The sequence below is a fragment of the Modestobacter sp. SYSU DS0904 genome (assembly GCF_054051115.1).
Map to the genome: position 1 here is coordinate 15,993 of NZ_JBJHAQ010000014.1, position 23,127 is coordinate 39,119.

General features: G+C 74.8%; 24 protein-coding genes, 1 tRNA gene and 1 riboswitch. Of the genes, 9 read left to right on the top strand and 16 right to left on the bottom strand.

Features of this window, described 5'->3' with window-relative positions; genetic code table 11:
* Positions 1-5: 5 nt before the first annotated feature.
* The 3 genes from ACI79U_RS11210 to ACI79U_RS11220 all read right to left on the bottom strand — a co-directional run bounded on the left by ACI79U_RS11210 (position 6) and on the right by ACI79U_RS11220 (position 2,671).
* Positions 6-908: an ABC transporter permease gene (locus ACI79U_RS11210; protein WP_457067654.1), complete on the bottom strand. Its 903-nt coding sequence runs from the start codon at positions 906-908 to the stop codon at positions 6-8.
* Between the two features lie 77 nt (positions 909-985).
* Positions 986-1,636: a helix-turn-helix domain-containing protein gene (locus ACI79U_RS11215; protein ID WP_457067651.1), complete on the bottom strand. Its 651-nt coding sequence runs from the start codon at positions 1,634-1,636 to the stop codon at positions 986-988.
* A 57-nt stretch (positions 1,637-1,693) separates the two neighbouring features.
* Positions 1,694-2,671 (bottom strand): isopenicillin N synthase family dioxygenase, encoded by a 978-nt coding sequence (locus tag ACI79U_RS11220; protein ID WP_457067648.1) that lies wholly within the window; start codon positions 2,669-2,671, stop codon positions 1,694-1,696.
* A gap of 123 nt (positions 2,672-2,794) precedes the next feature.
* On the opposite strand from ACI79U_RS11220, the gene ACI79U_RS11225 reads away from it, so the two are divergent.
* Positions 2,795-3,421 (top strand): HD domain-containing protein, encoded by a 627-nt coding sequence (locus ACI79U_RS11225; protein ID WP_457067645.1) that lies wholly within the window; start codon positions 2,795-2,797, stop codon positions 3,419-3,421.
* Here the strand turns inward: ACI79U_RS11225 and ACI79U_RS11230 are convergent.
* Entirely contained in the window at positions 3,393-3,668 is a 276-nt protein-coding gene (locus ACI79U_RS11230) for a DUF4031 domain-containing protein (protein ID WP_457067642.1), read from the bottom strand. The two genes, ACI79U_RS11225 and ACI79U_RS11230, sit on opposite strands and share 29 nt — an antisense overlap.
* A gap of 56 nt (positions 3,669-3,724) precedes the next feature.
* On the opposite strand from ACI79U_RS11230, the gene ACI79U_RS11235 reads away from it, so the two are divergent.
* Complete coding sequence (locus tag ACI79U_RS11235; protein ID WP_457067639.1) at positions 3,725-4,051, top strand: VOC family protein; 327 nt, start codon at positions 3,725-3,727, stop codon at positions 4,049-4,051.
* Entirely contained in the window at positions 4,044-5,036 is a 993-nt protein-coding gene (locus ACI79U_RS11240) for a Gfo/Idh/MocA family protein (protein WP_457067636.1), read from the top strand. Before ACI79U_RS11235 ends, ACI79U_RS11240 begins: the two co-directional genes overlap by 8 nt.
* On the opposite strand, the gene ACI79U_RS11245 is transcribed toward ACI79U_RS11240, so the two are convergent.
* The 4 genes from ACI79U_RS11245 to thrC all read right to left on the bottom strand — a co-directional run bounded on the left by ACI79U_RS11245 (position 4,994) and on the right by thrC (position 9,677).
* Positions 4,994-5,827, bottom strand: a complete 834-nt coding sequence (locus tag ACI79U_RS11245; RefSeq protein WP_457067633.1) for a DUF72 domain-containing protein — start codon at positions 5,825-5,827, stop codon at positions 4,994-4,996. The two genes, ACI79U_RS11240 and ACI79U_RS11245, sit on opposite strands and share 43 nt — an antisense overlap.
* 232 nt (positions 5,828-6,059) lie before the next feature.
* On the bottom strand, positions 6,060-7,691 hold the full coding sequence (gene groL, locus ACI79U_RS11250; protein WP_457067631.1) for a chaperonin GroEL: 1,632 nt from the start codon (positions 7,689-7,691) through the stop codon (positions 6,060-6,062).
* A gap of 275 nt (positions 7,692-7,966) precedes the next feature.
* A complete protein-coding gene (locus ACI79U_RS11255) occupies positions 7,967-8,167 on the bottom strand; it encodes a cold-shock protein (protein WP_457067628.1) in 201 nt (66 codons plus the stop codon).
* A gap of 190 nt (positions 8,168-8,357) precedes the next feature.
* Positions 8,358-9,677, bottom strand: coding sequence for a threonine synthase (gene thrC, locus ACI79U_RS11260; RefSeq protein ID WP_457067625.1), 1,320 nt, complete (start codon positions 9,675-9,677; stop codon positions 8,358-8,360).
* A 12-nt stretch (positions 9,678-9,689) separates the two neighbouring features.
* A riboswitch (SAM riboswitch) is annotated at positions 9,690-9,817 on the bottom strand.
* A 59-nt stretch (positions 9,818-9,876) separates the two neighbouring features.
* Between thrC and ACI79U_RS11265 the strand changes: the two genes are divergently transcribed.
* Positions 9,877-10,698 carry an HAD family hydrolase gene (locus ACI79U_RS11265; RefSeq protein WP_457067622.1) on the top strand — a complete coding sequence of 274 codons (822 nt, stop codon included), beginning with the start codon at positions 9,877-9,879 and terminating at the stop codon, positions 10,696-10,698.
* A gap of 60 nt (positions 10,699-10,758) precedes the next feature.
* Here ACI79U_RS11265 and ACI79U_RS11270 read toward each other — a convergent pair whose 3' ends face one another.
* The 5 genes from ACI79U_RS11270 to rarD all read right to left on the bottom strand — a co-directional run bounded on the left by ACI79U_RS11270 (position 10,759) and on the right by rarD (position 17,479).
* Positions 10,759-11,631: an ABC transporter permease gene (locus ACI79U_RS11270; RefSeq protein WP_457067619.1), complete on the bottom strand. Its 873-nt coding sequence runs from the start codon at positions 11,629-11,631 to the stop codon at positions 10,759-10,761.
* Entirely contained in the window at positions 11,628-14,462 is a 2,835-nt protein-coding gene (locus ACI79U_RS11275; protein WP_457067616.1) for an alpha/beta fold hydrolase, read from the bottom strand. The genes ACI79U_RS11270 and ACI79U_RS11275 overlap by 4 nt, the downstream gene beginning before the upstream one ends.
* Before the next feature lie 104 nt (positions 14,463-14,566).
* On the bottom strand, positions 14,567-15,886 hold the full coding sequence (locus ACI79U_RS11280; RefSeq protein ID WP_457067613.1) for a LytR C-terminal domain-containing protein: 1,320 nt from the start codon (positions 15,884-15,886) through the stop codon (positions 14,567-14,569).
* Positions 15,887-16,068: 182 nt separating this feature from the next.
* Positions 16,069-16,440, bottom strand: a complete 372-nt coding sequence (locus tag ACI79U_RS11285) for a DUF3263 domain-containing protein (protein WP_457067610.1) — start codon at positions 16,438-16,440, stop codon at positions 16,069-16,071.
* A 124-nt stretch (positions 16,441-16,564) separates the two neighbouring features.
* Positions 16,565-17,479 (bottom strand): EamA family transporter RarD, encoded by a 915-nt coding sequence (rarD, locus tag ACI79U_RS11290; protein ID WP_457067608.1) that lies wholly within the window; start codon positions 17,477-17,479, stop codon positions 16,565-16,567.
* 99 nt (positions 17,480-17,578) lie between these two features.
* On the opposite strand from rarD, the gene ACI79U_RS11295 reads away from it, so the two are divergent.
* Together ACI79U_RS11295 and ACI79U_RS11300 are read left to right on the top strand one after the other, a co-directional pair.
* On the top strand, positions 17,579-17,977 hold the full coding sequence (locus ACI79U_RS11295) for a DUF5313 family protein (protein WP_457067606.1): 399 nt from the start codon (positions 17,579-17,581) through the stop codon (positions 17,975-17,977).
* 44 nt (positions 17,978-18,021) lie between these two features.
* Positions 18,022-18,441: a Rieske (2Fe-2S) protein gene (locus ACI79U_RS11300; RefSeq protein ID WP_457072793.1), complete on the top strand. Its 420-nt coding sequence runs from the start codon at positions 18,022-18,024 to the stop codon at positions 18,439-18,441.
* Positions 18,442-18,444: 3 nt separating this feature from the next.
* On the opposite strand, the gene ACI79U_RS11305 is transcribed toward ACI79U_RS11300, so the two are convergent.
* Together ACI79U_RS11305 and ACI79U_RS11310 are read right to left on the bottom strand one after the other, a co-directional pair.
* On the bottom strand, positions 18,445-18,654 hold the full coding sequence (locus ACI79U_RS11305; protein ID WP_153362314.1) for a dodecin: 210 nt from the start codon (positions 18,652-18,654) through the stop codon (positions 18,445-18,447).
* An 87-nt stretch (positions 18,655-18,741) separates the two neighbouring features.
* Positions 18,742-18,813 (bottom strand) — tRNA-Thr (locus ACI79U_RS11310).
* A gap of 92 nt (positions 18,814-18,905) precedes the next feature.
* Here ACI79U_RS11310 and ACI79U_RS11315 point away from each other — a divergent pair.
* Complete coding sequence (locus ACI79U_RS11315) at positions 18,906-19,775, top strand: NAD(P)-dependent oxidoreductase (protein ID WP_457067601.1); 870 nt, start codon at positions 18,906-18,908, stop codon at positions 19,773-19,775.
* Between the two features lie 25 nt (positions 19,776-19,800).
* Here the strand turns inward: ACI79U_RS11315 and ACI79U_RS11320 are convergent, their stop codons facing one another.
* Positions 19,801-20,529, bottom strand: coding sequence for a hypothetical protein (locus ACI79U_RS11320; protein ID WP_457067599.1), 729 nt, complete (start codon positions 20,527-20,529; stop codon positions 19,801-19,803).
* Positions 20,530-20,723: 194 nt separating this feature from the next.
* On the opposite strand from ACI79U_RS11320, the gene ACI79U_RS11325 reads away from it, so the two are divergent.
* Both ACI79U_RS11325 and ACI79U_RS11330 read left to right on the top strand, forming a co-directional pair.
* On the top strand, positions 20,724-21,488 hold the full coding sequence (locus tag ACI79U_RS11325) for an ABC transporter permease (RefSeq protein WP_457067597.1): 765 nt from the start codon (positions 20,724-20,726) through the stop codon (positions 21,486-21,488).
* 114 nt (positions 21,489-21,602) lie between these two features.
* Positions 21,603-23,066, top strand: a complete 1,464-nt coding sequence (locus ACI79U_RS11330; protein ID WP_457067594.1) for a trypsin-like peptidase domain-containing protein — start codon at positions 21,603-21,605, stop codon at positions 23,064-23,066.
* Positions 23,067-23,127 lie beyond the last annotated feature (61 nt).

Genomic DNA, 23,127 nt, shown 5'->3' on the forward strand with positions numbered 1-23,127 from the left:
CGACGTCAGCGGCGGGGCGGGCGGTACCAGGCGCCGGTGGCCAGGTGGGCGAGCCAGCCGAAGGTCCAGAAGACGACCAGGCCGAAGAGCGAGGCCAGCAGGATGGCGCCGTACAACATCTCGCCGTCGAGGTTGTTGCGGTAGACGTCGATCTGCAGGCCGATGCCGGGCGCGCCCTGCCGGAAGAAGAAGTCGGCCACGATCGAACCGACGACGGCCATCCCGGCCGAGATGCGCAGCCCGGCGAAGGTGGCCGGCAGCGCTGCCGGGACCTGCAGCTTGCGCAGCCGTACCACGCGACCGGCCCCGTGCAGGCTGAACAGGTCGTGCATCTCCTCGCTGGCCGACTGCAGGCCGAACAGCGTGTTGGTGATGATCGGGAAGAGGCAGATCAGCACCACGACCACCAGCCGGCTGCCGAACCCGTAGCCGAGTGCGAACGCGATCAGCGGCACCAGCGCCAGGATGGGGATGCTCTGCAGCGCCACCGCGTAGGGGTAGACGGCGACCTCGACCCAGCGCGACTGGCTCATCACCATCGCGAGGGTGAGCCCGAGCGCGGCGGCCAACGCCAGGCCGGTGAGCGCGACCCGGGCGGTGGTCCCGAGCGGGCCGAGCAGCTCCAGCAGGGAGTCGCCGTCGAGGAACGCCTCGAGGAACACCTCGTGCGGCGGCGGGAGGATGAACTGTCGGCGCGGCTCCAGCACCACCAGGCTGACCAGGTACCAGAGGCCGACGACGACCAGCCCGAGCAGTGCCGGGACGACGACCCGCAGGCCCCTACCCGTCCGCGCTCCGGCCGCGGGGCTCCGCGCGGGCACCGGGCGTCCGGCCGGCACCGCGGTACCGCCTCCGGCCGGCGCGGGTCCCGTCTCGGCCACCCGGTCGACCACCTCGGTCGAGGTCATCCCGCACCCCCGCTACTCCGGCCTTCATTGACCAGAGCAATATCGCGGTCGGGTGTTTCCGGCGGGTTGCCGGGGCGTCAGTTGTCCGTTCCACCCCGCCGCGGGCGGGTCAGCCTGCCGGGGTGGGCCTCCGGGGTGGCCGCCTGCACGACCAGGACGGTCGCCGGCGAGCGGCCCATCAGCCGGAAGCGGTGCGGCACGTCCCCGGCGTAGTAGAGGGTGTCGGCCACCCCCAGCTGGTGCGTCCCCTCGTCGGCGAGGTCCACCTCGATCCGGCCGCTGACCACGTAGAGGAACTCCGCCGCGGGGTGCTCGAAGTAGTCCGGGAAGTCGCGGTGGGTGACCCGGAACTCCAGCGGCAGCAGCGCCGGGGTGCCGTCGACCAGGGCGCGCGTGCTGCCACCGTCGTGGTCGACCGTCGTCCCGGACCCGGCCCGGACCAGGCTGACCAGCCCGGGCGGGCCCTGTCCCGCCCCGGCCAGCAGCGCCGGGGTGGTGGTGCCCAGCGAGCGGGCGATCCGGTGCAGCGAGCCCATGCTCGGTCGCGCCAGCCCCCGCTCCACCTGGCTGAGGAAGGGCTGCGACAGGCCCGCGAGGTCGGCGAGCTGCACCATGGTCAGCCCGCGGGCCCGCCGCCGCTCCCGGATGCGCGCCCCCACGAGCGAGCCCAGTTCATCAGCGCCTGGGTCGCCGGCGCTGGGGTCGTCAGCGGGCACGGTGTCGGGCACGGTGCCGATCCTGCCCGCCGCCCGGTGCCGCCGGCGCACTGGGCACGGGTCCCCGGATCAGGCGACGGTGGCCGCGCGTTCCCGCTCGAGCAGGTAGTCCCCCGCGGTCACCGGCGCGTACCAGGCGCCGCCGCCGACCGGCGGCGCGAACGGCTCGACCACGCTGGTCACGTCCGTCTCGAAGAACATGATCAGCGAGATCAGCTCCTCCCGCGGCGCGTCCGCGGACGGCGGCAGCACACGGTGCCGGGTCGAGCGCCAGCGGTCACCCGTCCACCGGGCCAGCAGATCGGCGATGTTGACGGTGAACGCGTCCGGCACGAAGGGCGCGTTCGACCACTCGCCGTCCAGACCCTGCACCTGCAGGCCGCCGTACCCGGGCTGCCGGTCCAGGATGGTGAGGATGCCCCAGTCGGTGTGCGGCCCCACCCGGTACTGGCCCGGGAGCGGGGTGCCGCTGTCGGCCAGCGAGGGGTAGCGGTTGATGTTGAAGGTGAACGGCGCGTCCGCCGAGCGGTCGGTGAACCAGGTCGGCTCCAGGCCCAGCGCCACCGCGCACATCTGCATCAGGTCGGTGAAGAGCTCCCGGGTGGCGGCGCTGTACTCCGCGCACAGCGCCGCGAGCTCGGGCACCTCTCCCGGCCAGACGTTGGCCGGGAACCACTCCGCGTCCAGGTGCGGGTCGCCGGTGCGGTGGGCCCGGCCGGAGGTGAAGCTCTCCTTGATGTCGGCCTTGGCGGCATCGGGCACCTCGCCGTAGAAGGCGTTGGCCTCCATGCCCTTGGCGATCCAGCCCCGCCCGCCCGGTGCGCAGCGGTAGGGCTCCTTGGCCGCACCCGGCAGCGCGAAGAACCGGCGCGCCGCGGCGCGCAGCCGCTCGCGCAGCTCCGGCGCGATGCCGTGCCCGGAGACGAGGAAGAAGCCGGAGTCCTGCATGGCCCGGTCCAGCCGCGCCGCGAGCTCCGCGCGCGCCGCCGGGTCGCCGGTGCGCCAGCGTCCGACGTCGATGAGCGGGATGTCGGGTGCAGCGGTCATGGGGGTCCTCTCCCGAGTGGTCAGGCAGTGCCGAGCCCGTTCTAGTCCGCGCCTGTGGCGTCCGCGGGTCGCTGGTGTTGCGGGCGGTCGACGGGGCTCCCGGCCGCTGGGAGACTCCGGGACGTGGCGGGCATCGGGTTCGAGGAGTGGGCGGCGCTGGCCGGGGACTCCCCGACCTCGCGCACCGAGTGGGCCGCCGTGGTCGGCGCCTGGGGCGAGCCGCACCGCCGCTACCACGACCTCGCCCACCTCACCGCCGTCCTCGGCCTCGTCGACCGGCTGGCCGACCACGCGAGCGACCCGGCCGCCGTCCGGCTGGCCGCCTGGTACCACGACGTCGCCTACGACCCCACCCGCAGCGACAACGAGGAGGTCAGCGCGGCCCGGGCCCGGATCGGACTGCTCGGGCTGGTGCCGGAGGCGACCGTCGCGGAGGTCGAGCGCCTGGTGCTGATCACCGCCGGCCACGACCCGGCCGACGACGACGCGAACGGCGCGGTGCTCTGCGACGCCGACCTCGCCGTGCTGGCCAGCCCGCCGGGGTCCTACGCCGCCTACGCCTCCGCGGTGCGCGAGGAGTACGGGCACCTCTCCGACGCCGACTTCACCGCCGGGCGGATCGCGGTGCTCGAGCACCTGCTGGCGCTGCCCGTGCTCTACCGGCTGCCCGCGGTGGCCACCGACTGGGAGCCCCGCGCGCGGGCCAACCTGACCGCCGAGCTCAGCCTGCTGCGGGCGCGTTCTTCCTGACCCGCAGCCCCGCGGCGAGCAGCCGCTGCAGCAGCTCCCGGCAGGCCACCGGCTCGGCGCCGGCGGCGACCGCCCGCGCGTAGAGCTCCTCCGGGACGTCGTAGTGGTCGCCCTGGAACGCACGCCGGGGGATCTCCAGGTGCGCGGCGACGAAGGCGTGCAGCTCCTCGTAGTCGACGTCGCTGACCAGGTGCGACCAGCGCCGCCCCCGCCACGGCCACACCGGGGTGTCGATCAGCACGGCCACGGTGCCAGTCTGCCCGCACGTCACACACCGAGGTCCGGGCCTCCCCCATCCTCCCGGTGACCGACCTGGGCCGGGCGCTGGCGCACTACGCAGCGATCGGCTTCTCGACCAGTCGACATGACGACACCTACGGCTTCGCCGCGTGGGCCGGACTGGAGCTGCACCTGACCGTCGTCCCCGGGCACGACCCGCTGCGCACGGCCGCCGCGGTGTTCCTGCACGTCCCGGACGCCGACGCGGTGGCCGCCCTCCTGCAGGCCGCGGGCGTCGGGCGGACGACGATGCCGGTGGACACCGACTACGGCCTCCGCGAAGGAGCGCACGTCGACCCCGACGGCAACCTGCTCCGCTTCGGCTCCCCGCTACCGTCTGCCCGTGACTGAGATCCGCTGGGGCGTCGTCGGGCCGGGCCGCATCGCGGAGAAGGTGGTGGCGGACTTCGCCGTCGTCGACGGGGCGCGGGTGGTCGCGGTCGCCTCCCGGTCGCTGGAGCGGGCACAGGGCTTCGCCCGCCGGCACGGGCTGGAGCGCGCGCACGGCTCCTACGCCGGGATCATCGCCGACGCCGGGGTCGACGTCCTGTACGTCGCCACCCCGCACCCGCACCACCACGCCGTGGCCCTGGGGGCCATCGCCGCCGGCAAGGCGCTGCTGGTGGAGAAGGCGTTCACCGCCACCACGGCCGGCGCCCGCGAGGTGGTCGACCGGGCCCGGGAGCGGGGCGTGTTCGTGATGGAGGCGATGTGGACGCGGTTCCAGCCGGCCGTCGTCCGGATGCGGGAGCTGATCGCCGACGGCGCGATCGGTGAGGTCCGCTCGGTGCAGGCCGACCTCGGGGTGGCCCGCGAGTTCGACCCGGTCGACCGGCTGTTCGCCAAGGAGCTCGGCGGCGGCGCGCTGCTCGACCTCGGCGTCTACGTGGTCTCCTTCGCCCAGCACGTCCTCGGGACGCCGGACACCGTCGCCGCCACCGGATCCACGTTCGAGACCGGCGTGGACGCCGAGGCCTCGCTGCTGCTCGGGTACGCCGACGGCCGGTCGGCGACGCTGATCACCTCACTGCGCAACGCGCTGCCCGGGCAGGCCCGGGTCTTCGGCACGACGGGCTGGATCGACGTGCTCCCCCGCTTCCACCACCCGCAGACGATCGTGCTGCACCGTGCCGGCGCCGAGCCCGAGGAGATCACCCTCCCGGCGACCGGGGCCGGGTACAGCCACGAGCTCGCCGAGGTGACCGAGTGCGTGCGGGCCGGTCGCGTGGAGAGCAGCGTGATGCCGCTGGCCGACACCCTGGCGGTGCTGGACGTGCTCGAGCAGGCCGCCGGTCAGCTCGGGGTGGTCTTCGCCGAGGACCCCACCGCCCCCTGACGCGGGGGCGGCGCGGGCGGCCAGGCCGCGCCGCTCGCCTGGTCCATCGTCGGGACCCGGGTGTGCGTGCCCCCGCCGGCTCGGACGGCGTCGGCGAAGGTGACCGCGTCGCGGGTCGCCGCACCGCCGGGGTCGTTGTTGAAGTACACGAGGACGTCGTCGGCCCCGTAGGTCTCGCTCAGCCGCTCCGCCCACGACTGCAGCGTCCCGGGCGGGTAGTCCCAGCCGTCGGCTCCGGTGTGCAGCCGCAGGTAGCCCCACTCGGCGGTGCGCCACAGCGGGGTGATCGGCCGCTCGGCCCGGTCGGCCCAGCACAGCGCCGCCCCGTACCGCTCCAGCAGCCCGCGGACCTCGTCGGTCCACCAGCTCTCGTGCCGCGGTTCGACGGCGACCCGGGTGCCGGCGGGGAACTGGCCCAGGCACTCGTTGAGCAGGTCGACGTCGGCCTGGAGGGTGGGCGGCAGCTGCAGCAGGACGGCGTCCAGCCGGTCCCCCAGCCCGGCGACCCGGTCCATCAGCCGCGCCACCGGCTCAGCCGGCTCACGCAGCCGCTTGAGGTGGGTGAGGAACCGGCTGGCCTTGACCGCCCAGCGGTAGTCCGGTGGGGTCCGCTCGCGCCAGCGTTCGAAGGTCTGGCGCTCGGGCAGCCGGTAGAAGGCGTTGTTGCTCTCGACGGTGGCGAAGTGCTCGGCGTGGTGCTCCAGCCAGAGCCGCTGCGCGAGCTTCGGCGGGTAGAACCGCCCGCGCCAGTCGCGGTACTGCCACCCCGACGTCCCGATGATCACCGTCACCGGCGGGTCCTACCCTGCCCGACCACGAGCGACTCCCCCGGCACGGTTGGGTGGACCCGCTCGGGTCGGGCCGACCGGAGGGGCGGGCCGGGAACGCCGACAGGGGCGGCCCCGCGAGTGCGGGACCGCCCCTGCCGGGCAGTGCTGGTGGTGCAGGTGACGCGATGGAACGGCTACGTCGCAGGGACCCGCGGCGCGCGGAGCGCGTCGTGGGGGGCGACGTGGTCCTTCATCAGAAGTCCATGCCGCCCATGCCGCCGTCGCCGCCACCGGCCATGGCCGGGGCGTTCTTCTCCGGCTTGTCGGCGATGACGGCCTCGGTGGTGAGGAAGAGCGCCGCGATGGAGGCGGCGTTCTGCAGCGCCGAGCGGGTGACCTTGGCCGGGTCGATGATGCCGGCCGCGATCAGGTCCACGTACTCGCCGGTGGCGGCGTTGAGGCCCCAGCCGGTCTCGGAGTTGCGGACCTTCTCCGCCACGACGCCGCCCTCGAGGCCGGCGTTGATGGCGATCTGCTTCAGCGGGGCCTCGAGCGCGACGCGCACGATGTTGGCACCGGTGGCCTCGTCACCCTCGAGGTCGAGCTTCTCGAACGCGACGGTGGTGGCCTGCGCCAGGGCGACGCCACCACCGGCGACGATGCCCTCCTCGACGGCGGCCTTGGCGTTGCGCACCGCGTCCTCGATGCGGTGCTTGCGCTCCTTGAGCTCGACCTCGGTCGCGGCGCCGGCCTTGATGACGGCGACGCCACCGGCCAGCTTGGCCAGGCGCTCCTGCAGCTTCTCGCGGTCGTAGTCGGAGTCCGACTTCTCGATCTCGGCGCGGATCTGGTTGACCCGACCCTGGATCTGCTCGGCGTCGCCGGAGCCCTCGATGATCGTCGTCTCGTCCTTGGTGGTGACGACGCGACGGGCGCGGCCCAGCAGGGAGACGTCGGCGTTGTCGAGCTTGAGGCCGACCTCCTCGCTGATGACCTGACCACCGGTGAGGATGGCGATGTCGGCGAGCATGGCCTTGCGCCGGTCACCGAAGCCGGGGGCCTTGACGGCGACCGACTTGAAGGTGCCGCGGATCTTGTTGACCACCAGGGTCGCGAGGGCCTCGCCCTCGACGTCCTCGGCGATGATCGCCAGCGGCTTGCCGGACTGCATGACCTTCTCCAGCAGCGGGAGCAGGTCCTTGACCGAGGAGATCTTGCCGTTGACGACCAGGATGTACGGGTCGTCGAGGACGGTCTCCATGCGGTCGGTGTCGGTCACGAAGTACGCCGACAGGTGACCCTTGTCGAAGCGCATGCCCTCGGTGAGCTCGAGCTCCAGGCCGAAGGTGTTGCTCTCCTCGACGGTGATGACACCTTCCTTGCCGACCTTGTCCATCGCCTCGGCGATGAGCTCACCGATGGCGGTGTCGGCGGCGGAGATCGAGGCGGTGGCCGCGATCTGCTCCTTGGTCTCGACGTCCTTGGCGGTCGAGAGGAGGTACTCCGAGACCGAGGCGACGGCCTTCTCGATGCCCTTCTTCAGGGCCATCGGGTTGGCGCCGGCGGCGACGTTGCGCAGCCCCTCGCGGACGAGGGCCTGAGCGAGCACGGTGGCGGTGGTGGTGCCGTCACCCGCGACGTCGTCGGTCTTCTTGGCGACCTCCTTGACCAGCTCGGCCCCGATCTTCTCCCACGGGTCCTCGAGCTCGATCTCCTTGGCGATGCTCACACCGTCGTTGGTGATGGTGGGAGCGCCCCACTTCTTCTCCAGCACGACGTTCCGGCCCCGAGGGCCGAGGGTCACCTTGACGGCGTCGGCGAGGGTGTTCATCCCTCGCTCGAGGCCGCGGCGCGCCTCTTCATTGAACGCGATCATCTTGGCCATGTGGTGATGTCCTCCATGCGTGGATCGCTGCACGGTCTGGTCCGGCGCCCGCGACGGACGACACCAGCCACGTGGACGCTCCTTCGGCCCACCCGCCGGTGCCTCACCGTTCCGACCTGATTGGCACTCGACATGCGCGAGTGCCAATGAAGAGTCTGGCACTCGACCTGTGCGAGTGCAAGAACGGGGGTCCCCCTCGTGGTGATTCCCGGCCGTCCGGGAACGCCACGAGGCCCGGCCCCCCGCGGGGGACCGGGCCTCGTGTGCCGGGTGGATCAGGCGCTGCGGACCGCGTCGGCCTGCGGGCCCTTCTCGCCCTGGACGACCTCGAAGGCGACCCGCTGGCCCTCGTCGAGGCTCTTGTAGCCGTCCATCTGGATCGCCGAGTAGTGGACGAAGACGTCCTGGCCGCCGTCGACGGCGATGAAGCCGAAGCCCTTCTCGGCGTTGAACCACTTCACGGTGCCTTCTGCCACGGGTGCTCCCACGTTCGTGCGTGCGGTCAACTCCCCCTGCGTCCGGGGGGGTCGGGTCTCGCTCTTCCGCCCGTCGAACACGAACGTGGAACTCGAACCGCGCGGAACGGTACAGGACAGAAGCGTGCAGGTCACCGGTCCGTTGCGCGGACTCCGACCCCGTGTGGTAACGCTTCGATGACGACCTGTCTCAGGAGATGAGACCGGCCTCGCGCAGCGACTTCAGCGACGGCTGCACGTGGTGCGAGGGGCCGACCACCGGCAGCAGCGGGTCGAGGGTCTTCAGACCCTCACCGGTGTTGAGGACGACGGTCTCCTGCGCCGGGTCCAGCAGCCCCTTCTCCACCAGCTGGCGCAGCACCGCCGTCGTCACCCCGCCCGCGGTCTCGGCGAAGACGCCGGTGGTGCGGGCCAGGTCGCGGATGCCCTGCACGATCTCGTCGTCACCGACCCGGCCGACCGAGCCACCGGTGCGCCGGATCGCGTCGAGCGCGTACGGGCCGTCGGCGGGGTTGCCGATGTTCAGCGACTTGGCGATGCCGGTGGGCTTGACCGGCTTGACGACGTCCCAGCCGTTGTCGAAGGCGGTGGCGATCGGGTCGCAGCCGGCGGACTGGGCCCCGAAGACCTTCCAGCCGGTGTCCTCGACGATGCCGGCGGCGACCAGCTCCCGCCAGGCCTTGTCGACCTTGGTCAGCAGCGAGCCCGAGGCCATCGGGATGACCACCTGGGCCGGGATGCGCCAGCCGAGCTGCTCGGCGATCTCGTAGCCCATCGTCTTCGAGCCCTCGGCGTAGTAGGGCCGGACGTTCTGGTTGACGAAGGCGGCGTCCTCGAACTCGTCGGTCTCGGCGAGCTCGCTGGTCAGCCGGTTGACGTCGTCGTAGGAGCCGTCGACGGCGATCAGCGCCTGCCCGTAGACCGCCGACTGGACGATCTTCCCCGGCTCCAGGTCGCTGGGCACGAAGACATAGGAGGGCAGCCCGTTGCGGGCGGCGTGCGCGGCGACCGAGTTCGCCAGGTTGCCGGTCGAGGCGCAGGCGATCTTGGCGTACCCGAAGCCCTTGGCCGCGGTGGCGGCGAGGCTGACCACCCGGTCCTTGAACGAGTGGGTGGGGTTGGCCGAGTCGTCCTTCACCCACAGCCCGCCGGTGATCCCGAGCTCGGCGGCCAGCCGGTCGGCGCGGACCAGCGGGGTCATCCCCGGGTCGAGGGTGACGCGGGACGCCGGGTCCTGCCCCACGGGCAGCAGCGCCGCGTAGCGCCAGATGTTCTGCGGGCCGGCCTCGATCTGCTCACGGGTGACCGCGGCGAGCAGGTCCTTGTCGTAGTCGACCTCGAGCGGGCCGAAGCACTCGGCGCAGGCGTGCTCGGCGATCAGCCCGAAGGTGGCGCCGCAGTTGCGGCAGACCAGGCCCTTGGCGGGATTGGGTGCGATCGGCCCACCCGCCGACGAGTCGGCCTGGAGAGCCGGGCTGGTCGAGGTGCTGTTGGGAGCGGTCAGTGTCATGCGACGACTACCTCCTCATCTTCCCCGCATCGGGCCGTCGAGCCGCGCGGGACGGAATTGGCACCTCCTCGCCGCACGAGTGCGGCGAGCGGTTGCCGGGGCTTCATCGGGCCGTGTCCCTCTGCCCCTCTGGATGAGTGGAACGCCGGTGACTCTACCCGGGCGGTGCCGCGCACGGCGGGGGCACCAAGATGGAGCGGTGGCCACCCGCATCGTCTACACCGACCTGGACGGCACGATGGTCGGTCCGCGGGGGTCGTTCTGGCACACCGCCGGCCGGGACCTGACCGACTCCCCCGCCGCCGCGCTGCTGGAGCTGCACCGCGCCGGGGTCGCGCTGGTCCTCGTCTCCGGGCGCACCTCCGCCCAGCTGCTGGAGGCCGCGCGGATCTTCGCCGCCGACGGCGCGATCGCCGAGCTGGGCTCGCTGGTCAGCTGGGCCGGCGGCCGGGAGACCCACCTGCTGGCCGGGGAGCTGCCCGCGCAGTACGCCGGCCGGACGCCGATGGACGTGCTCGCCGAACTGGGCGTGGTCGAGGAGCTGATCGCCGCCAACCCCGGCCGGATCGAGTGGCACGAGCCCTGGCACAGCACGCACTCGGCCGACGCGCTGCTGCGCGGCCGGGTGGACACCGCCGCCGTGGACGCCTGGCTGGCCGAGCGCGGCTGGGGCTGGCTGACCATGAACGACAACGGCGCCGTCCCCGCCGCCCCGCGGATGCGGCTGGACGAGGCCGCCCTGCCGCCGCACGTCTACCACCTGATGCCGCGCGGCATCTCCAAGGGCGCGGCGATCAGCTGGGACCTGGCCCGCCGCGGGCTCACCGCCGACGACGCGGTCGCGATCGGCGACAGCGTCAGCGACCTGGAGATGGCCCCCGCCGTCGGCCGGCTGTGGGTGACCGCCAACGGCGCCGCCGTCCCGGGGATGGCCGAGCTGCTGGCCGCCCTCCCCAACGCCTCGGTCACCGACGCCGCCATGGGCGAGGGCTGGGCCCAGGCCGTGCTCGCCAGCCTCTGAGGCCCCGCTGCAGGGGCCCGGGCCGAGCTCGCGAGGCCTGGGGGGAGCGGGGTCCTTCTCCTAGCTCGTGACGTCCTTGCGGGCGAAGTGCCGGAACGCGAGGGCGGTGAACAGCGCGGACCAGACCAGCCCCTGGACGACGCCGCGGAACAGGTCGCCGGAGTCGACCGGGGTCTGCAGCAGGTCCGTCCAGGCGTAGTTGAACGCGGTGGGGAACCAGTCGCGGATCCCGCCGAGCTGCTCGACCTGCTCCAGCACGGCGAAGACGATCGTGGTGAACACCGAGCCGCCGACCGCGGCCAGCGGGGCGTCGGTCACCGTCGACAGCCAGAAGGCCAGCGAGCCGACGACGAGCAGGTGCACGCTCAGGTAGCCGAGCATCCCGGCCAGGCGCAGGTACGCCGTCCCCTGGTCCAGCGCCACGCCGACCGGGGTCTGCACGTCGCCGAAGCCGAACGCGATCCCGCCGGCGACCACGGCCACCGCGACCAGCAGCAGCATCGAGCCCACCGACATCACCAGCGCGGCCAGCCACTTCTGCCGGAGCAGCCGCATGCGTGGGATCGGCGTCGCCAGCGCGTACCGCAGCGACCCCCAGGAGGCCTCGCTGGCGACCGTGTCACCGAAGAAGAGCGCGAACACCACCACCAGGAAGAACCCGGTGGTCGCGAAGAGCACGAACAGGGTCAGGTTCAGCCCGCTGGCCGAGGCGACGTCGACCAGGTTGACCCGGGTGTTCTCCTCCGCCTCCTCGGTGCCGCCCAGCTGCAGCGCGCCGATCAGGAGCAGCGGCAGCGCCGCCATCAGCGCCACGACACCGAGGGTGCGGCGGCGCTTGAACTGGCGGCGCAGCTCCACGCCCAGCCGCAGCGTGCGCCCGGGCCGGTACCCCGGCGCCGCACCCGTCGACGGCGTGTCAACGGCACTGCTCATGACTCCCCCACCAGTGACAGGAACGCGTCCTCCAGCCGGCGGCGCGGGGTGAGCTGGTCGACCGCGACGCCGGCCTGCACCAGCGCGGTCAGCGCGGCCGCGCGGCTGGTCGGCCCGAGGTCGACCACCAGGCCCTCGTCGGTGCGCTCGACCGGCCCCGTGCCCGGCAGCCCCGCCAGCACCTGCGCGGCGCGCTCGGTGTCGCCGTCGTCGGCGAGCCCGACCAGCACCGACCCACCGGTGCCGACGATCTCCTCGACGGTGCCCTGGGCGATCTTGCGGCCCTTGGCCATGACGACGACGTGGCTGCAGGTCTGCTCGATCTCGGCCAGCAGGTGGCTGGAGACGATGACCGTGCGGCCGGTCTCGGCGTAGGAGCGCAGCACCGCGCGCATCGCGTGGATCTGCGGCGGGTCCAGCCCGTTGGTCGGCTCGTCGAGCACCAGCAGGTCGGGCAGCCCGAGCATCGCCTGGGCGATCGCCACCCGCTGGCGCATGCCCTGGCTGTACCGGCGCACCGGGCGGTCGATGGCCGCACCCAGCCCGGCCACCTCGATCGCCTCCTCCATGTGCGCGTCGGCCGCCGGCCGGCCGGTGGCCGCCCAGTAGAGGGTGAGGTTGTCCCGGCCGGACAGGTGCGGCTGCAGCCCGGTCCCCTCGACGAAGGAACCCAGCCGGGACAGCACCGGTGCACCCGGACCCGCAGCGTGGCCGAACACCTCGATCCGCCCCTCGGTCGGGCGGATCAGGCCCATCAGCATCCGCAGCGACGTGGTCTTCCCCGCGCCGTTCGGGCCGAGCAGCCCGAGCACCTGACCGCGGCGCACCTCGAAGGAGAGGTCCCGGACGGCGACGAAGCCGTCCTTGTAGGCCTTGGTGACGCCGGTGAACCGCAGCGGCACGTCCTCGCCGTCGGCGGCGGGGGTGTCCGCGCGGCTGCGCCGCCGGCCCCACAGCACCGCGGCGAGCCAGCCCAGCAGGCCGAGGGCGGCGAGCACGCCCAGCAGCATCCACCAGCGGGCCGTGCCGGCCGTGGCCTGCACCTCGCCGGCGACCTCGGGGACGGTGAGCCCCGCCCCGTCGGCCAGGCCGACGGTGTAGACCGACGCGTCGGCCGGCAGGGCGTACCCCTGGTCGGTGGAGGAGACGACGACGCGCATGGCGTGGCCGGCCTCGAACCGGTGCACGATCCCCGGCAGGGTGACCTCGACCTCGGTGGGCGCGGAGGGGTCGGTCGAGACGTCGGTCAGCGCGAGCGGCGACACCAGCCCGGCGGGCAGCGTGGTGGTGCCGTCGGGGCCGACGTCGTAGAGCTTGGCGAACAGCGTGGCCTCGCCGGTGGGCGAGGAGACGGCCAGCCGCACCTGCGGGGCACCGATCACCTCGACCGCACCGGTCAGCTCCGCACTGGCGAAGACGGCGAACTGACCGGGGATCTCCAGGGTGCCGCCGCTCAGCGCGGCGCCGATGCCACCCAGCCCGGGCACCGTGGTGAGCGCTGCCGGGCTGCCGCCGGCGGGGGTGACCACCGGCTGGGTGCTGCCCTCCAGCGCGACGTCGAGCCGGGTGACGGGGTCACCGTCGAGGCCGGGGTAGTCGTCGGCCTCGACGGTGCGCGAGCCGCCCTGCACCCGGCCGACGCCACCACCGAGCCCGGTGGGCGCCGGGTACCGGAAGCCGGCGGGGTCGACCGTGCCGTCGCGCAGGTGCGCGTCGAACCAGCCGGCCACCTGGTCGCGCAGGTCGGCGGTGACCCGGTCCGATGCGCCGGCGTCGTGGCCGCCCTCGAACCAGACCACCTGCACGGGGGTGCCGTTGGCGGCGATCCCGCGGGCGTTCGCGTCGGCCTCGCCGAGGCCGAACAGCGAGTCCTGGGTGCCCTGGAGGAGCAGCGTCGGTGCGGTGATCCGGTCGAGCACGCCCGCCGGGCTGCTCCGCTCCAGGACGGCGGCGACCTCGGGCGTGAGGGTGCCGCTGCTGGCCGCCTCCTGGTAGGCGGCGCAGATCTCGGGCCGGAAGCGGCCGCAGGTCAGCGCCTGGGCGACGGCGGCCTGGTCGACGGCGTCCTGGTCGGCACCGGCCAGCTCGCCGGGCGGGCCGATGCCCGCGGGCGGACCGTTCCCGGCGGGCGGGCCGTCGCCGCTGGGTGCCGCCCCCATCCCGAAGAACAGCCCGGCCCACACCCGCTTGAAGACGCCGGCGTCGGTGGTCCGCGGGGTGGCCGCCGGCGTGCCGGCGTCCTCGATGATGCCCGAGGCATCGGGGAAGAGTGCGGTGGTGAGCGAGTTCCAGGTGATCTGCGGGGCGATCGCGTCGATCCGCTGGTCGTAGGCGGCCGCCAGCAGGCTCAGCGCCCCGCCGTAGGAGGCACCGGCCACGCCCACCCGGGGGTCGCCGGCCTCGTCGAGCAGCACGTCGTCGCGCTCGGCCAGCCGGTCGAGCAGGGTGCTGACGTCGGCGACCTCGTACCGCGGGTCGTCCAGGCCGATCTGCCCGGTGCTCGCGCCGAACCCGCGAGCGGACCAGGTCAGGACGGCGTACCCCCGCCCGGCGAGGTCACGGGCGTCGTCGGCCACCGACTGCTTGCTGCCGCCGAACCCGTGGGCGAGCAGCACCGCCGGGAACGGGGCGCCGGCCGCGGCCGGCAGGTACAAGGTGGTGTCCAGCTCGACCGCGTCGGCGCCGCTGCCGGAGGCGATCCGGGCGTCCTCGGTCCGCACGTCCTCCGCCGCCCGCGCGGGGCTGCCGGACCCCGCGGCGAGCACGGTGACCACCGCGCCGAGGGTCAGCAGGACGACGAGGAGGAGGGCGGTGGGGAGGGCGGTCGCCACCGGCCGCGCGCCGAGACGCGGGCCGGGGCGCGCCGGCCCGGGAGCGGAGCGCACGTGGGCGGCAACGCGTGAGCGGCCCGGGAGGTTCCGGCCGCCGGGGTGTCTCAGGGCCGCCAGTTACCGGTGGCGACGACGACCAGGCCGGGAGCCGGCTGGCCGGGGACCTCGAAGAAGCGGGCGGCCGGGCCGGTGAGCTCGGGGAACTCCTCGATGAGCTGGCTCGCCGCCGCCTCCTGCACCGGGTCGCCGGCGGTGAAGTAGACGGTGCTGGCGGCGATGTCGGAGCCCGGGTAGGCGCCGGTGGCGGCGATCTCCCAGCCCCCGCCGGAGAACTGCTCGCCGAGGTCACCGGCGAGCCCGTTGATGCTGGTGCTGTTCAGCACGGTGATCGGGGCGCGGACCGGCTCGACCGGCACCGTCGGCGGGGTGGTGAGGACCTGGTCGGCCACCGCCGTCTCCGGCCCCGCGGCGGCCGGGGCCGAGGCGGTGGGCGCGGCGCTGGTCACCGGCGACCGGGCGGAGGTCTCCTGGGTGCCGGGCGTGGTGAACGACCAGACGCTGAGCACGGTGAGCGCGACCAGCACGACGGCGAGCACGCCCACCGCCGCGCGCCGGGGCAGCCGGCGGCCGGCGCCGCCGGTCTCGTCGGGGGCCGCCTCGACCGAACCGGCCCGGGTCGCGCCGGCGGCCTTCTCGGCCTTGCGGCGCGCGGAGTCGGCGGCCTGGCGCTCGGCCCGCTGGGCAGCACGCCCCCCGCCGGTGACGGGGGCCTGGGGCACGCTGCCGGTGGCGGCGGCCTCCTCCAGCGCCTCGCGGCGACGGCGGGACTCGGCGAGCCGGGCCATGCTGGACAACGCGGGCTCGGGGTCGGTGCGGGCAGGCGCGGCCGGCTCGTCGGCGGGACGGGCGGGTGCCGCCGTGCCCCAGGCGGACTCGGCCGGCGCCGCGCCGGAGACCCGCTGGGTGGCGTGCTGGGGCAGCGGAGCGGCCGCGGGCCGACGGGCGGGGCGGCCCTCGTCGACCCGCTGGGTGGCCACGGCGGGGACGGGGTCCGACGCCCGGCCGGGCGGGGTGGCGGGCGGCATGGCGGGCACCAGGGCGGTGGCGGGGGCGGGTGTCTCGCGGCGCATCGGCGGGACGCCGGGGCGGCCGGCGACCACCGGCGCACCACCGACGGCGGTGGCCGGCCCGGTGGCGCCTGCGGCAGCTGCGGGACGTGCGGTGACAGCCGTGGGCGGCGCAGCGTCGGCCGTGGGACGCGCGGTGGCGGTCGTGGGTGGCGCGGCGTCGGTCCGCCGGCGACCCGTACCGGCCGGGGCTGCGGGGGTGGGGCGCTCCGGCGGACGGCGGACGGCGGCGTCGCCGATGGAGGGCAGCTGACCCTCGCGGCGTCGTTCGGCCCGGCTCTGCCGGGGCATCGTCATCGCGCCGTCGGTGTTCGCCGCGGGCCGACCGCCCGACTCGGGCTGGGCGCCGGACTCCGGCTGGCCGCCGGACTCGCGGCGGGAATCGGCACGACGCCGACTGCGCGCAACGCTGGTCTCTGGCTGGTTGCCGTCACCGCCCGGCGCCGCATGCCTCCCCACAGTGAGTGAGGCTAGACGGCTCAGCCGTCGGTGCCCAGGACATCGCCGTGCCGGGCGCGCTGTCGCACCGCCCGCATCCTGCGCAACCGGCGTACCAGCAGCGGATCGGCGGCCAGCGCCTCCGGACGGTCGACCAGCGCGTTGAGCACCTGGTAGTACCGGGTGGCCGAGAGCCCGAACCGCTCGCGGATGGCGGCCTCCTTCGCCCCGGCGAAGCGCCACCAGTGCCGCTCGAAGGCCAGCACCGCACGGTCGCGCTCGGCCAGGCCGACCGGTGCCGCACCCCCGCCCGCACCCCCGCCCACACCCAGGCCCGCCCCGACTGCCGCACCCGCCTCGGCGTCGACCTCGGCAGGGGCCGCGGGGACGGCGGACGCGGTCTCGGTGCTCATGGTGCTGCCTCCGGGGAGTGGGGGCGCCGTCGGCGCCGGTGGTCGATCGCGGTCGACGGTAGTGCCGGGCACCGACAGTTCCGGGCAGCCCGCGGTGCGCGCCGGGAGATGCCGGCGCACCCGGTCAGAGGCCGGCGGGCATCGGCTCCGCGGGGGCCCGCCGCGCCGCCCGGGCGGATCGCAGGCTGTCCGCGGTGAAGACGGCCAGCGCCACCCAGACGATGGCGAACCCGGCCAACCGGGCCGGTGGCATCGGCTCGTCGTAGACGAAGACGCCGATCGACAGCTGCATGAGCGGGGTGACGTACTGCAGCAGGCCGACCGTCGACAGCGGCACCCGCCGGGTGGCCGCGGCGAAGAGGAGCAGCGGGACGGCGGTCGCCAGCCCCGAGCCCACCAGCAGCAGGGCGTGACCGGCGCCGGCGTGGCCGAAGGCGGCCTGCCCGTCGGCCTGCATGAACCCGATGACGACCAGTGCCGGGACGAACACCACCGCCGTCTCGACGAACAGGCCCGGCGCCGCCTCGACCCGCACCACCTTCTTCATCAGGCCGTACAGCCCGAAGCTGGACGCCAGGGCCAGCGCGATCCACGGCGGGTGGCCGTAGTCGACGGTGAGCACGACGACGGCCAGGGCGGCGATGCCCACGGCCACCCACTGCAGCCGGCGCAGCCGCTCCCGGAAGACCAGCACGCCGAGGACGACGCTGACCAGCGGGTTGATGAAGTAGCCCAGCGAGGCCTCGACCACGTGCCCGGCGTTGACCGCGTAGACGTAGACCAGCCAGTTCACCGCGATCAGCGCGGCGGCGGCCGACAGCACCAGCAGCGCCCGCCGGTCACCGATGATCGCCCGGACCTGCATCCAGCCGCGCCGCACGCTCAGCAGCAGGGCGACGAACAGCAGCGACCAGACGACCCGGTGGGCCACGATCTCCAACCCGCCGGCGGGCTCCAGCAGGGGGAAGTAGAGCGGGAACACGCCCCACAGCAGGTAGGCCCCGAGGCCGGCCAGCACCCCGACCCGACGTTCGTCCACCGGCGCACCGTACGCCCGCGCGGGCGCCGGATCGCCTGCGACAACAGGTGGTGCGGAACCCGTCGGCGACCGCCGCCCCATCGGCTTACCGTGGTCGCCGTGCCCGCGGGACGCCCGAACCCAGTCCAGTGGCTCTGGTACGCCTACGGCGGCGGGCTGCCGCCGCACCTGTCCGACTGGGTGCTGGCCGACACCACCCGGTCCACCTGGGTGGTCCGCCACCTGCTGCGCGCGCTGGTCCAGCTGGCGCCGGTCATCCTGCTGTGCCTGCTGCTCCCGCCCGTGCCTCTGGGCATCCGGGTCACGGCCGCGGTCGGCGGCCTGGTCATCGGGCTGATGCTCGCCACCGCCTACATGACCGAGACCACCGAGCACCGCGCGGTCAAGGCCGGGTGGCCACCGGGGACGACGGCGCGGGTGCGCAGCGAACGGGTCGAGCGGGAACGGCTCGAACGGCGGGCCCGCTACCGGTCCGGCGGCGCCGGCAGCTTCGACTGAGGGAGGAGCCCGTCCTGCTCGGGACGGGACCGGGTCCGGGGAGGATGGCGCCCGTGCACCCCTGCTTCTCCCGCCGCGCCCTGCTCGTCGCCGGGGGCGCCGGTCTGGGCGCCGCCGCACTGACCGCCTGCGCCGGGGCGGACGTCCCCCAGGTCACCGGCGCGGCCGCCGGAAGCCGGCTGGTGGCGCTCGGCGAGGTCCCCGTCGGCGGCAGCTACGAGCTGTCGGTGAACGGGCGGCGGGTGGTGCTGAGCCGCCCGGCGGACGACGTCGTCGTCGCGTTCGACGCGGCCTGCACGCACCACGGTTGCGCCGTCCGGCCGGCCGACGGCGAGCAGCTGGCCTGCCCCTGCCACGGCTCGGTCTTCGACCCCGCCACCGGGGAGGCGCTGGTCGGGCCGGCGACCGAGCCGCTCGCCCCGGTGGCGGTGCTGGTGTCAGGCGAGGACGTCGTCCTCGCCTGAGCGTCAGTCCTCGACGCGGAAGCCGATCTTCATGGTGACCTGGAAGTAGGCGACGTCGCCGTCGACGACCTGGCCGCGGATCTCCTGGGTCTGGAACCACTCGATGTGGCGGACCGTCTCCGCGGCCTTGCGCACCGCGGTGCGGATGGCGTCGTCGACGCTGGTGGTGGAGCTGCCGACGATCTCGCTCAGCCGGTACACGTGGTCGCTCACGGCGGACTCCTCGCAGGGGTGCTGCCCGGGCGGCAGCGGTCGCACCGACCCTGGCACGCCGCCGGGCGCCCCGCGAGCGGGAGAGGGAGCCCCATGTCCGGATTGAACGGACGACCTTTCGCTTACAAGGCGAGTGCTCTACCACTGAGCTAATGGGGCGAGGCCGAGGCCGGGCCCGAGGTTACCGGCCGGCCGGCCTCCCCCGGGCACCCACGCTGCCGACCGGCCGGGCCCGGGGAGAAGATCGACACATGACGAACCCGGTGGTGGCGGTCCTCGGTACGGGCGTGATGGGCGCGGGCATGGTGCAGTCCCTGCGCCGGGCGGACGTCCCGGTGCGGATGTGGAACCGCGACGGCGACAAGGCCCGGGCACTGACCCCCACCGGCGCGGAGGCGTTCGGCTCCCCCGCCGAGGCGGTCGCCGGTGCCGACGTCGTCCTCACCATGCTCTTCGACGCCGACGCCGCCATCGAGGTGGTCCGGCAGGCCGAGGCGCCGGCCGGCACGGTCTGGCTGCAGTGCTCGACGGTGGGCGTCGAGGGCGCCGACCGGATCGCCGAGGTCGCCGGGGAGCTCGGCCTGGTCCTCGTCGACTGCCCGGTCCTGGGCACCCGGCAGCCCGCCGAGCAGGGCCAGCTGGTCATGCTCGCCTCCGGCCCCGCCGACCAGCGCGAGCGGCTGGCCCCGCTGCTGGACGCGATGGGCCGCAGGACGGTGTGGGCGGGCGGGGCCGGTGCGGGCAGCCGGCTGAAGATGGCGTGCAACGCCTGGCTGGTCTCGATCAGCGTGGGGACCGCCCAGTCGGTCGCCCTGGCCCGTGGGCTCGGGGTCGACCCGCAGCTGTTCCTCGACGCGGTCGACGGCGGCCCGATGGACACCCCGTACGCCCGGCTCAAGGCCGGCAACATGCTCTCCGGCGAGCACCCGGTGAGCTTCGGCCTGACCGGCGCCACCAAGGACGCCCGGCTGATCCGCTCGGCGCTGCAGCTGGCGGGGGTGCCCGACCTGTTCGACGCCGCCGCGGTCACCGTGATGGAGCGCGCGATCGACCGGCTGCCCGACCCCGGCGCGGTCGACCTGAGCGCGCTGATCGAGGGGTTCGCCCCGGACGGCGACTGACCGCCGCGCCCCTCGGGCCGGACCGTCAGGCGGCGTCGGAACCGGCGGCCGGGTCACCGGAGACGTAGACCGCCGGGTCGCTGTCGACGGTGGCGCCCTCGGCCAGCCAGCGGGCGAACCCGGCCGGGTCGCGGCGCTCGAGCTCGTCGAGGGCCTCCTGCCGCCGGCGCACCAGCTCCTGCCGGGCACGCGGCTCGCGCACCTGGCCGAGCGCCGCGGAGGTGCGCACCCACTCCTGGCCCAGCGCCGGCACGCTCATCGACGCCGCCCAGGCCCGGGGGCCCGTCGGCTCCGCCCAGGACTCGGGGCCGGTCGATTCCGCCCAGGTCGCCGGCCCGCCCGGGGACAGCGGGACGACGTCGGCGAGCTCCGTCGTGCTGGGCGGCGCAGCCCGCCCGGCACGGTTCCGCCTCCCGGAGGAGAGCAGCCACCGGCCCACCAGCCAGGCGAGCCCGCAGCCGGCCAGCAGCGTGGTGACCGTGCCACCGGCCACGACCGCGCTGCCGCTGAGCACCAGCAGGACGCCGACGGTGCCGGCGGCCGCGCGCCAGCCCGCCTCGGCCACCGCGCGCCGGGGCCGCGGCGGCACCGCCTCCCGGGCCACACCGACGGCCACGCAGGCACTGACCACGGCGGCGAGCGCCACCGCGACCAGGCCGGAGGTGCGCACGGCGGCAGCCCCGATCGCGGCCAGCACGGCGCCGAGGCCGATCAGCAGGGCGAATCCGAGGCGGGCAAGCACACGACGGGGCACCGGGGGACCTCCGGGCGGGGCAGCGGTGGACAGGAACAGGCAAGACAGGAACAAGCAGGACAGGACCAGGCAGGACAGCGACGGACGCCGGTGGGGCGGACCCGCGAACGGGGGGTTCCCCGGACCGGGCCGGTTCACGCCCTCCCGACCGTCCCGGCGTGGCGCGCTGCGCCGGGACGGCACCATGAGCCCCCGTGGACGGCTCGGTGGTGGACCTCGGACCGGGGCTGGCGGTCGCCGTCGTCGCCCTGACGGCGTTGGCCGCGGTCGCCGGGCGGCTCTCCGGCCTCGGGCAGCAGCGCCCGGTCCTGATCGCGGCGTTGCGGGCGACCGCACAGCTGGCGGCGGTCTCGGTGGTGCTGGTCGCGGTCGTGTCGTCGCTGTGGCTCTCCGCGGCGTTCGTGCTGCTCATGGTCGGCGTCGCCGGGGTGACCGCGGCCGGCCGGATCACCGGCCGGCCGCTGCGCTCCCCCGGCGCCGTGCACCGGGTGCGCGCCGCCGCCTCCGCCATCGTGGTCGGCGCGGCGCCCGTGGTCACCGTGGTGCTGGCCAGCGGTGCGGTGCCGCTGCGCGGGGAGGCGGTGATCCCGGTCGCCGGCATCGTCATCGGCGGTGCGATGACGGCGACCTCGCTGGCCGGCCGCCGGCTGCGCGACGAGCTGGACCAGCGACGCGGCGAGGTCGAGGCCGCGCTCTCCGTCGGGCTGCTCCCCCGGGACGCCGTCCTCGAGGTGGCCCGGCCGGTGGCGGCGACGGCGCTGGTGCCGGCGCTGGACCAGACCCGGACGGTCGGGCTGGTCACCCTGCCCGGCGCCTTCGTGGGTGTGCTCCTCGGCGGCGGGACCGCGCTGCAGGCCGGCGCGGCCCAACTGCTGGTGCTGGTCGGCCTGCTGGCCGCGGAGGCCCTCGCCGTCTGGGTGACCACCGAACTGGTCGCCCGCGGCGACCTCCGCGGGTGAACCGGCGCGTCCAGGGAACTCACAGCGCACCACCAGCCTCGGAACAGCCCGGGCGCGCACAGTGGTGTCATCGCGGCGGGGAGGTCCTGCCGCGACGTGGGAGGACCAGCAACGATGACTGAGCAGAACCGCCCGGCCGACGAGACCGCGTCGGACCGCACCGCGACCGCCGGGAGCTCCGCCGGCTGGCCGGCTCCGGCTCCGCAGGGTCCGGCCACCCCGCAGACCACCCCCGCGGCCGGCCCCGGCTGGCAGACGCAGGCGGCCCCGGCCACCGGGTGGCAGGCCACTCCGGCCGTGGACGCCGGACGGCAGCAGACCCAGCAGTTCGCTGCCCCGGCCGGCGGCCACCGCCCCTGGCCGCCGGCCGGCTGGGGCGCGCAGCAGACCACCGCGCAGCAGACCACCGCGCAGCACCCCATGCAGCAGCCGGTGTACGGCGGCCTGCCCCCGGCCTTCACCCCGCCCGCCGCGGCGCGGCCGGCGGGCCGCTGGAAGATGGGCCTGGCCGGCCTGGTCGCCGGCGCCCTGATCGGTGGTGGCGCGGGCGCCGGGGTGGTCGCGCTCACCGACGACGGCCGGGTGGCGACGGCGGGTGGGTCGAGCGCGCAGAGCGTCACGATCACCGACCCCGAGCGCGCGACCACGGCCACCGCCGCGGCGGCCAAGGCCGCACCCAGCGTGGTCACCCTCTACGTGACCTCCGGTTCCGGCTCCGGGTCCGGCTCCGGCGTCGTCCTCTCCGAGGACGGCTACGTGCTCACCAACAACCACGTGGTCGCCCTCGACGGCGCCGGCGACGTCACCGTCCAGGTGCGCACCAGCGACGGCACGGTCTACGACGCCACCGTGGTGGGCACCGACCCGAGCTCCGACCTCGCCGTCGTGCAGCTGCGCGACGCCCAGGGCCTCACCCCGGCGACCTTCGCCGACTCCGCCGAGGTCCAGGTCGGCGACGTGGCGGTGGCCATCGGTGCCCCGCTGGGGCTGACCAACACCGTCACCGACGGGATCATCAGCGCGACCAACCGCGCGGTGCAGACCGGGTCGACGCAGGACGACAGCACGGTGATCGACGCGATCCAGACCGATGCGGCGATCAACCCGGGCAACTCCGGTGGCGCGCTCGTCGACGCGGCCGGCGAGGTGATCGGGATCAACACCGCGATCGCCACCGTCCCCAGCAGCGGCCTGCCCGGCCAGGGGTCGCAGAGCGGCAACATCGGCGTGGGCTTCGCCATCCCGGGGAACACGGCGCAGCGGATCGCGGAGCAGATCATCGAGACCGGCTCGGCGAGCCACGCGCTGCTCGGGGTCACCGCCCGCACCTCGGCCAGCGGCAACTCCCCGGTGGGCAGCGGTGCCGAGCTGGTCGACATCAACCCCGGCAGCCCGGCGGCCGACGCCGGGCTGCGGTCCGGTGACGTGATCACCGCCGTCGGCAACCGGGCGATCACCACCTCCACCGAGCTGACCGCCGCGATCCGCAGCGCCGAGCCCGGGGACACCGTCACCCTCACCGTCCGCCGCGGCTCGGACCTCACGGAGGTCGACGTCACCCTCGACGAGACCTCCTGACCGCTGGCACCCGCGGACCCTGCAGCCCCCCGGGGCTGCAGGGTCCGCTGCGTTCCTCCTA

What these genes read in the sequence shown, in the direction of transcription:
- ACI79U_RS11210 (WP_457067654.1), bottom strand. Translation starts at nt 908, where the DNA reads ATGACCTCGACCGAGGTGGTCGACCGGGTGGCCGAGACGGGACCCGCG.
- ACI79U_RS11220 (WP_457067648.1), bottom strand. Translation starts at nt 2,671, where the DNA reads ATGACCGCTGCACCCGACATCCCGCTCATCGACGTCGGACGCTGGCGC.
- groL (WP_457067631.1), bottom strand. Translation starts at nt 7,691, where the DNA reads ATGGCCAAGATGATCGCGTTCAATGAAGAGGCGCGCCGCGGCCTCGAG.
- thrC (WP_457067625.1), bottom strand. Translation starts at nt 9,677, where the DNA reads ATGACACTGACCGCTCCCAACAGCACCTCGACCAGCCCGGCTCTCCAG.
- ACI79U_RS11270 (WP_457067619.1), bottom strand. Translation starts at nt 11,631, where the DNA reads ATGAGCAGTGCCGTTGACACGCCGTCGACGGGTGCGGCGCCGGGGTAC.
- ACI79U_RS11280 (WP_457067613.1), bottom strand. Translation starts at nt 15,886, where the DNA reads ATGACGATGCCCCGGCAGAGCCGGGCCGAACGACGCCGCGAGGGTCAG.
- ACI79U_RS11285 (WP_457067610.1), bottom strand. Translation starts at nt 16,440, where the DNA reads ATGAGCACCGAGACCGCGTCCGCCGTCCCCGCGGCCCCTGCCGAGGTC.
- ACI79U_RS11300 (WP_457072793.1), top strand. Translation starts at nt 18,022, where the DNA reads ATGGCGCCCGTGCACCCCTGCTTCTCCCGCCGCGCCCTGCTCGTCGCC.
- ACI79U_RS11315 (WP_457067601.1), top strand. Translation starts at nt 18,906, where the DNA reads ATGACGAACCCGGTGGTGGCGGTCCTCGGTACGGGCGTGATGGGCGCG.
- ACI79U_RS11330 (WP_457067594.1), top strand. Translation starts at nt 21,603, where the DNA reads ATGACTGAGCAGAACCGCCCGGCCGACGAGACCGCGTCGGACCGCACC.